Below are 6,799 nucleotides of genomic sequence, written 5' to 3'. Positions count from 1 at the left end.
GCTGAGTCACCGTACGTACCCGGCGTCCGCGTACGTATCCCGCGGCCGCGCGTGTGCGTGCTTGTGCGGCGGCCGTTCCAGCGGCCGGTCCGGCCCCGCGGTGGCGCGAGGTGTGTCCCCCTGTTCCGGCCCGGTGGAACGGCCGCCGCCTCCCCCTCGGAATGGCCGCGGAACCGTCGTGCCCCAACTGTGAAGCTCCGGTGGAGAAAAGTTGAGCATAGGTCAGCAACAGGCCGCAATACCGCCGTGCGGCCCCAGCTCGGCTCAGCCCCGCCCGATGTACGGCATCGTGGTCGCCAGTACCGTCGCGAACTGCACGTTCGCCTCCAGCGGAAGCTCCGCCATGTGCCGTACCGTACGCGCCACATCGGCCACGTCCATCACCGGTTCCGGGGTGACCTCCCCGTTCGCCTGGAGGGCACCCGTCTGCATCCGCGCCGTCATGTCGGTCGCCGCGTTGCCGATGTCGATCTGACCGACCGCGATGCCGTACGGCCGCCCGTCCAGGGACAGCGACTTGGTCAGGCCGGTCAGCGCGTGCTTGGTCGCGGTGTAGGCGACCGAGTGGGGGCGGGGGGTGTACGCCGAGATGGAACCGTTGTTGATGATCCGGCCGCCCCGCGGATCCTGCTCCTTCATCCGCCGGTAGGCCGCCTGCGCGCACAGGAACGCCCCGTTGAGGTTCGTGTCCACCACGTGCCGCCAGGCGTCGTACGACAGCTCCTCGACCGGGACCCCGCCGGGCCCGAAGGTCCCCGCGTTGTTGAACAGCAGGTCCACCCGGCCGAACCGCTCCACGGCCGCCGTGAACAGCGCGTCGACGTCCTCGGGTCGGGACACGTCGGCGGGTACGGCGAGCGAGGCCGCCCCCGGCACCAGCGCCGCCGTCTCCGCCAGCGGCTCGGAGCGCCGGCCGGCCAGCGCCACGGACCAGCCGGCGCGCAGCAGCTCCACGGCGACGGCCCGCCCGATGCCGGACCCGGCCCCGGTCACCACCGCGATCTTCGAGTTCCTGTCAGTCATGACTCCGCAGCGTAGGCGGAGAGTCCGCCATACGGAATCGACTGTCCGCCATACGGCTACCCGACGCGGACAGGCGCCGAGGTCCCCGCCCACCGGCGGGGCGCCCGCGGCGAGAGGCCACCGGCTAGGCGCCCACCGGCCCCACCGCCCCGGTGGCCGGTGCCGCGTCCCCCGGGTACCGGACCCCGACCCGCTCCCGTACCGCGTCCAGCGTGCGCATCACCGCGAGCGTTCCCTCCAGCGGCACCAGCGGTGACTCCTTCTCGCCCGCCCGCAGGGCCCGCATGACCTCGCGTGCCTCGTGCCGCATGCTGGTGCGCGGACCGTCGGCGGGGTCGGCGGCGAACTCCTCCGGGTCCCGGCCCTCGCGGTGCAGCACGAACCGCTCCGGATGGAAGAACCCGGACGGCACGTCGATGCGGCCGCGCGTGCCGGTGACCGACGCGGTGTTCGCCGTACCGCCGGTGATCGAGCAGTGCAGCGCGGCCAGCGCGCCGCTCTCCCAGGACAGCACGGCCCCCGTCTGGAGGTCGACGCCCTCGGGCAAGAGCACCGCGCTCGCGGCGATCCCGTCCGGCTCGCCGAGCAGCAGCTGCGCGAACGCCACCGGGTACACCCCCAGGTCCAGCAGCGCCCCGCCGCCCAGCGCCGGGTCCCGCAGCCGATGTGTCGCGGGGAAGGGCCCGGAGATCCCGAAGTCCGCCTGCACCGTGCGCACTTCGCCGATCGCCCCGTCCGCCACCAGCGCCCTCAGCCGCCGGACCAGCGGATTGCAGTACATCCACATCGCCTCCATCAGGAAGCGGCCGTGCTCCCGGGCCAGCGATACGAGTTCCTCCGCCTCGCGCAGGTTCAGCGTGAACGGCTTCTCGCACAGCACGTTCCGGCCCGACCGCAGGCACAGCCCGGCCGCCGCCCGGTGCGCCGAGTGCGGGGTGGCGACGTAGACGACGTCCACGTCCTGGTCGGCGGCCAGCGACTCCCAGTCGCCGTACGCCCGCCGTGCCCCGAACCGCTCGGCGAACGCCTCCGCCGACTCCCGCCGACGCGAGGCCACCGCCGTGATCTCCGCGTCCGGGAGATCGACCAGATCCGCCGCGAACGCCGCCGCGATCCCGCCGGTCGCCAGGATCCCCCACCGCACGTTCCGCTCCGCCATCGCCGTCCCGCCCTCGCTCGTGTGTGCCTCGGCAGCCTGTCCGAGCTGAGAGCATAGGTGCCGGTCGGACCGGTGACACCGATGTCGCGGCACCCGGTGCCGGCGGCATCCGCGCCGGCGGCACCGAGGGCAGAGGGGCCCAAGGCACGGACAGGGAGGGGCAGATGCCGGAGCACGCGGCGACACCGACGCCGGAACAGGACCACGGCCATCACTCCGCGGCCGCGCCACCGCCGGCCGGCACCCCGGGCCGCACCGGCCCCCTCGTCACCCTCCTGCTCGGCGCCCTCACCGCGACCACCCCGCTCGCGATGGACATGTACCTGCCCGCGCTGCCGCAGGTCACCCGCTCCCTGGACGCCCCCGCCGTCACCGTGCAGCTCACCCTGACCGCCTGCATGGCCGGACTCGCGGTGGGCCAGCTGATCGTCGGCCCGCTCAGCGACCGCTGGGGGCGCCGCCGCCCGCTCCGTGCCGGCCTCGTCGTCTACCTGGCCGCCACCGCCCTGTGCGCCCTCGCGCCCACCGTCGAGACGCTGATCGCGTTCCGCCTGGTGCAGGGCCTGGCAGGGGCGGCCGGAGTGGTCATCGCCCGGGCCGTCGTACGCGACCTGTACGACGGTGTCGCCATGGCCCGCTTCTTCTCCACCCTGATGCTGATCTCCGGGGCCGCGCCCATCGTGGCGCCGCTCGTCGGCGGGCAGATCCTGCGGGTGACGCAGTGGCGGGGCGTGTTCGTGGTGCTCACGGTGATCGGCGCGCTGCTCACCGCCCTGGTCTGGCTGCGGCTGCCGGAGACCCTGCCGCCGGGGGAGCGGCACCGCGGCGGCGTGCGGGAGACCCTGCGCGCCATGCGCGGTCTGCTCGCCGACCCGCCCTTCACCGGCTACATGCTCGCCGGCGGCTTCGCCTTCGCCGCGCTGTTCGCCTACATATCGGCCTCCCCGTTCGTCGTCCAGGAGATCTACGGCGCCTCCCCGCAGACCTTCAGCCTGCTGTTCGGCCTGAACTCGGTCGGCCTGGTGACCGCCGGGCAGATCAACGGCAAGCTGCTGGTCGGCCGGGTCGGCCTGGACAAGGTGTTCGCGGCCGGCCTGGCGGTGATCACGCTCGCCGCGACCGCCCTGCTGCTGATGGCCACCGGCGCCCTCGGCGAGACCGGACTGGTCCCCGTCGCCGCCGCCCTGTTCGTCCTGATGTCCGCGTTGGGCATCACCCTGCCCAACGCCCAGTCCCTCGCCCTGCTGCGCGTCCGGCACGCCGCCGGCTCCGCCTCCGCGCTGCTCGGCACCTCCTCCTTCCTCGTCGGCGCGGTGGCCTCCCCGCTCGTCGGCGTCGCCGGGGAGCACACCGCCGTGCCCATGGCCGTGGTCCAGCTGGCCGGAGCACTGGTCGCGGCGGCCTGCTTCGTGGGAATGTGCCGTCCCTGGACCACACGGGGCGCCACCCGTGCGCACGCGGAGGGAGACGCGAGCTGAGCGCATCGAGACTGCGCGCCGGCACACCGGAACGAGCCGGGCTCGACCCCGTCGAGCTCGCGCACCTGGTCGCCGAGGCGCACGCCCTCACCGCCGGTGAGCGCCCCTGGGCGGCCGGCGCCGTCGTGCTGGCCGGACGCGGGCCCGTGATCGCCGTCGCCGAGGCCGCCGGCTGGGCGGTCCGCTACGCCGGCCACGACCCCGCGACCGGCACCGGCGTCGAGCTGCCGCCATCCGCCCGGATCCCGGCCACCCTCGACACCCGCTTCGACCTGGCCTCCCTGACCAAGCTGTTCACGTCGGTCGCCGCCGTGCAGCAGATCGAGCGGGGCACCCTCGGCATCGACGCCCGGGTCGGCGACTACCTGCCCGACTTCCACGCCGCCGCCGAACACGGCGTCACGGTACGGCAGCTGCTCACACACACCTCCGGGCTGCGTCCGGAACTGCCGCTGCACGACTGCCCGGACGACGCGTCCCGGCTGGACCTGCTGCGCGCCGAGGCACCGACGGGCCGGCCCGGCGTGTACCGGTACTCCGACCTGAACATGCTGCTGCTCCAGTACGTCCTGGAACGGATCACCGGCCGCACCCTGGACGTCCTGGTGCGGGACGGCATCACCCGGCCGCTCGGCATGACCGCCACCGGCTTCGGGCCCTGCCCCGGCGCCGCGGCCACCGAGGACCAGCGGCGGCCGTGGGCCAAGGCCGAGCGGGGGATGCTGCGCGGCGTGGTCCACGACGAGAACGCCTGGGCGCTCGGCGGGGTCGCCGGACACGCGGGCCTGTTCTCCACCGCGCCCGACCTGGCCGTCTTCTGCCGCGCCCTGCTCGCCGGCGGCTCCTACGGCCCCGCCCGCATCCTCGGCCCCGACTACGTGGAGCTGCTGTTCACCCCGCCCGGCCTGGGCTTCGTAGTGGACCAGCCCTGGTTCATGGGCGAACTGGCGGGCCGCGGCGCGGCGGGCCACACCGGCTTCACCGGAACGTCCCTGGTCCTCGACCCGGCCACCGACACGTTCCTGATCCTCCTGGCCAACACGGTCCACCCGCGCCGCCGCCCGCCCGACAGCACCCCGCGAGCCGCCTTGGCGACGAGGCTGGCGAGGGCGGTGATCTGACCCGCCCGCCCACGGGCCGGCGACCGGGCACCGGCGCCTTCCCCGCACCGGCGCCGGGCGCCATAGAATCACCGGGTGAACGACCCCCTCCGCACGGCCCTGGCCGAACTGCTGGACGGCCTGCCCCCCAGGGAGGTCGCCGCCGCCGTCGACCGGCTGATCGCCAACTACCGCGGCGACACCCCCACCCACGCGCCGATCCTGCGCGACCAGGCCGACGTCGCCGCGTACGCCGCCTACCGCATGCCCGCCACCTTCGAGGCGGTCCGCTCCGCCCTCGCCGCCCTCGCCGACGCCCTCCCCGGCTGGACCCCCGTCGACCGGTCGCTCGGCGTGGACGGCCGGGACGATCCCGAGGTGCTGCGCTGGGCCGCCGTCAATGCGTGGTGGACGCTCCAGCTCGCCGATCTGCCCCGGCCCGACGCCCTGGACGAGGCGCTCCTGGAGGCGGACGCGGACGGGCCGATGGCCTGCGACGGAGTGGCCGCCGTTCCGTTCGACCCGGTCCGCCGCCTCGCCACCGCCGTGATCCGCACCCCGGGCCGGCTCGGCGCGCACACCCTCGTCGTCAAGGGGGACGTCCACTCCGTCCTGGAGCGCTGCGCCCTGGACGAGGCGGAACGCGAGCGGTGCCGGGCCCTGGCCGCCCGAGCGGCCGGCGAGGGTCTGCGGGTCCTGGCCGTCGCCACCGCCGAACGCCCGGCCCGCGCCCGCGGTTACACCCCGGCCGACGAACGCGGCCTCGTCTTCCGCGGCCTGGTCACCCTGCGGGACGCGCTCGCGCCCACGGCCGCCGACGCGCTGCGGGACCTGAGGGACGGGGGCGTGACCGTCAAGGTGCTCACCGGCGACCACCCGGGCACCGCCCTGCGCGCCTGCCGCGACCTCGGTGTCCCCGTCGCCGCGGACGGTGTGCTCACCGCCGGCCACATCGACGCCCTCACCGACGCCGAACTGACCGGCCTGGTCCGCCGTACGACCGTCTTCGCCCGCTGCACGCCGGAACACAAGGCACGGATCACGCGGGCGCTGCGCGCGGGCGGACACACGGTCGGCTTCCTCGGGGACGGCGTCAACGACCTGCCCGCCCTGCGCGCCGCCGACGTCGGCCTCGCCCCGCGTGACGCCGCCGACGTGGCCCGGGAGGGTGCCGACGTGGTGCTCGCCGGGAAAGACCTCACCGCGATCGCCCACGCCATCACCGCCGGCCGGCACGCGGGCGGCAACATCGCCACGTATCTGCGCGTCACGCTGTCCTCCAACCTCGGCAACGTGGTGGCGATGCTCTCCGCCGGTCTGCTGCTGCCGTTCCTGCCGATGCTCCCCTCGCAGGTCCTGGCCCAGAACCTGTGCTTCGACGCGGCCCAGCTCGCCTTCGCCCACGACCGGCCGCATCCGTCGGTGCTGCGCCGGCCGGCCGTGCTCCGCCCGCGGGCCCTCCTGCGCTTCCTCACCGGCTTCGGGCTGCTCAACGCCGTCGCCGACCTCGCCACCTTCGGCGTGCTCGCGTTCGTCCCGACCGGTCCGGGGAGCGGAGACGACGAGAGGCTCTTCCACTCCGGCTGGTTCACCGAGAACCTGCTCACCCAGGCCCTGGTCATGTTCCTGCTCCGGGGCGAGCGGGGCGGCGGCCGGGGCCGTCGTCCCGGGCCGGTGTCCTGGGCGGCGCTCGCCCTGGCCGTCATCGGGCTGGCCGTGCCGCCCTCGCCGCTCGGCCCGGCGCTCGGCCTGACCGCCCCGCCGCCCGTCTACTACCTCACGCTCACCGCGGTGCTCGTGCCGTACGCGGTGGGTCTCGCGGTGCTGAGGCGGCGCCGGGACACCTGACGCACGGCGCGTTCAGGGCCGGGCCACGGTCCGCCCGGCCTGCTCCACCAGGCGGGCCAGCTCCATCCGGGAGCGGACGCCGAGGGCGGCGAAGACGTTGCGCAGGTGGTAGTCGACGGTGCGGGTGCTGACCGACAGGCTGAGGGCCACCTCCCGGTTGGTGAGTCCCTGTGCGACGCGCCGGGCGATGC

General features: G+C 74.9%; 5 protein-coding genes and 1 pseudogene. 3 read left to right on the top strand and 3 right to left on the bottom strand.

Going from position 1 to position 6,799, the window contains the following annotated elements; translation table 11 throughout:
• Window positions 1-264: 264 nt before the first annotated feature.
• The gene (locus H5J33_RS18745; RefSeq protein WP_181796085.1) at window positions 265-1,023 is read right to left on the bottom strand and encodes an SDR family oxidoreductase; all 759 of its coding nucleotides are present in this window, start codon (window positions 1,021-1,023) and stop codon (window positions 265-267) included.
• A gap of 124 nt (window positions 1,024-1,147) precedes the next feature.
• A complete protein-coding gene (locus H5J33_RS18740; protein WP_181796084.1) occupies window positions 1,148-2,182 on the bottom strand; it encodes a Gfo/Idh/MocA family protein in 1,035 nt (344 codons plus the stop codon).
• 164 nt (window positions 2,183-2,346) lie between these two features.
• On the opposite strand from H5J33_RS18740, the gene H5J33_RS18735 reads away from it, so the two are divergent.
• The 3 genes and pseudogenes from H5J33_RS18735 to H5J33_RS18725 form a co-directional block, all read left to right on the top strand.
• Window positions 2,347-3,660 carry a multidrug effflux MFS transporter gene (locus H5J33_RS18735; RefSeq protein ID WP_181796083.1) on the top strand — a complete coding sequence of 438 codons (1,314 nt, stop codon included), beginning with the start codon at window positions 2,347-2,349 and terminating at the stop codon, window positions 3,658-3,660.
• Window positions 3,600-4,781 carry a serine hydrolase gene (locus H5J33_RS18730; RefSeq protein WP_181796082.1) on the top strand — a complete coding sequence of 394 codons (1,182 nt, stop codon included), beginning with the start codon at window positions 3,600-3,602 and terminating at the stop codon, window positions 4,779-4,781. The genes H5J33_RS18735 and H5J33_RS18730 overlap by 61 nt, the downstream gene beginning before the upstream one ends.
• 213 nt (window positions 4,782-4,994) lie before the next feature.
• Window positions 4,995-6,608, top strand: a pseudogene (locus tag H5J33_RS18725) (HAD-IC family P-type ATPase); the annotation flags it as partial.
• A gap of 12 nt (window positions 6,609-6,620) precedes the next feature.
• Here H5J33_RS18725 and H5J33_RS18720 read toward each other — a convergent pair.
• A partial coding sequence (locus H5J33_RS18720; RefSeq protein WP_181796080.1) for a helix-turn-helix transcriptional regulator occupies window positions 6,621-6,799 on the bottom strand: 179 nt, incomplete at its 5' end.

The sequence above is a fragment of the Streptomyces sp. WELS2 genome (genome assembly GCF_013870595.1).
Taxonomy (GTDB): domain Bacteria; phylum Actinomycetota; class Actinomycetes; order Streptomycetales; family Streptomycetaceae; genus Streptomyces.
This window is presented reverse-complemented; position numbering and strand designations above follow the sequence as displayed.

Bases quoted from the DNA above. Each gene is read 5' to 3' on its own strand.
- H5J33_RS18745 (WP_181796085.1), bottom strand. From the start codon at position 1,023: ATGACTGACAGGAACTCGAAGATCGCGGTGGTGACCGGGGCCGGGTCC.
- H5J33_RS18740 (WP_181796084.1), bottom strand. From the start codon at position 2,182: ATGGCGGAGCGGAACGTGCGGTGGGGGATCCTGGCGACCGGCGGGATC.
- H5J33_RS18735 (WP_181796083.1), top strand. From the start codon at position 2,347: ATGCCGGAGCACGCGGCGACACCGACGCCGGAACAGGACCACGGCCAT.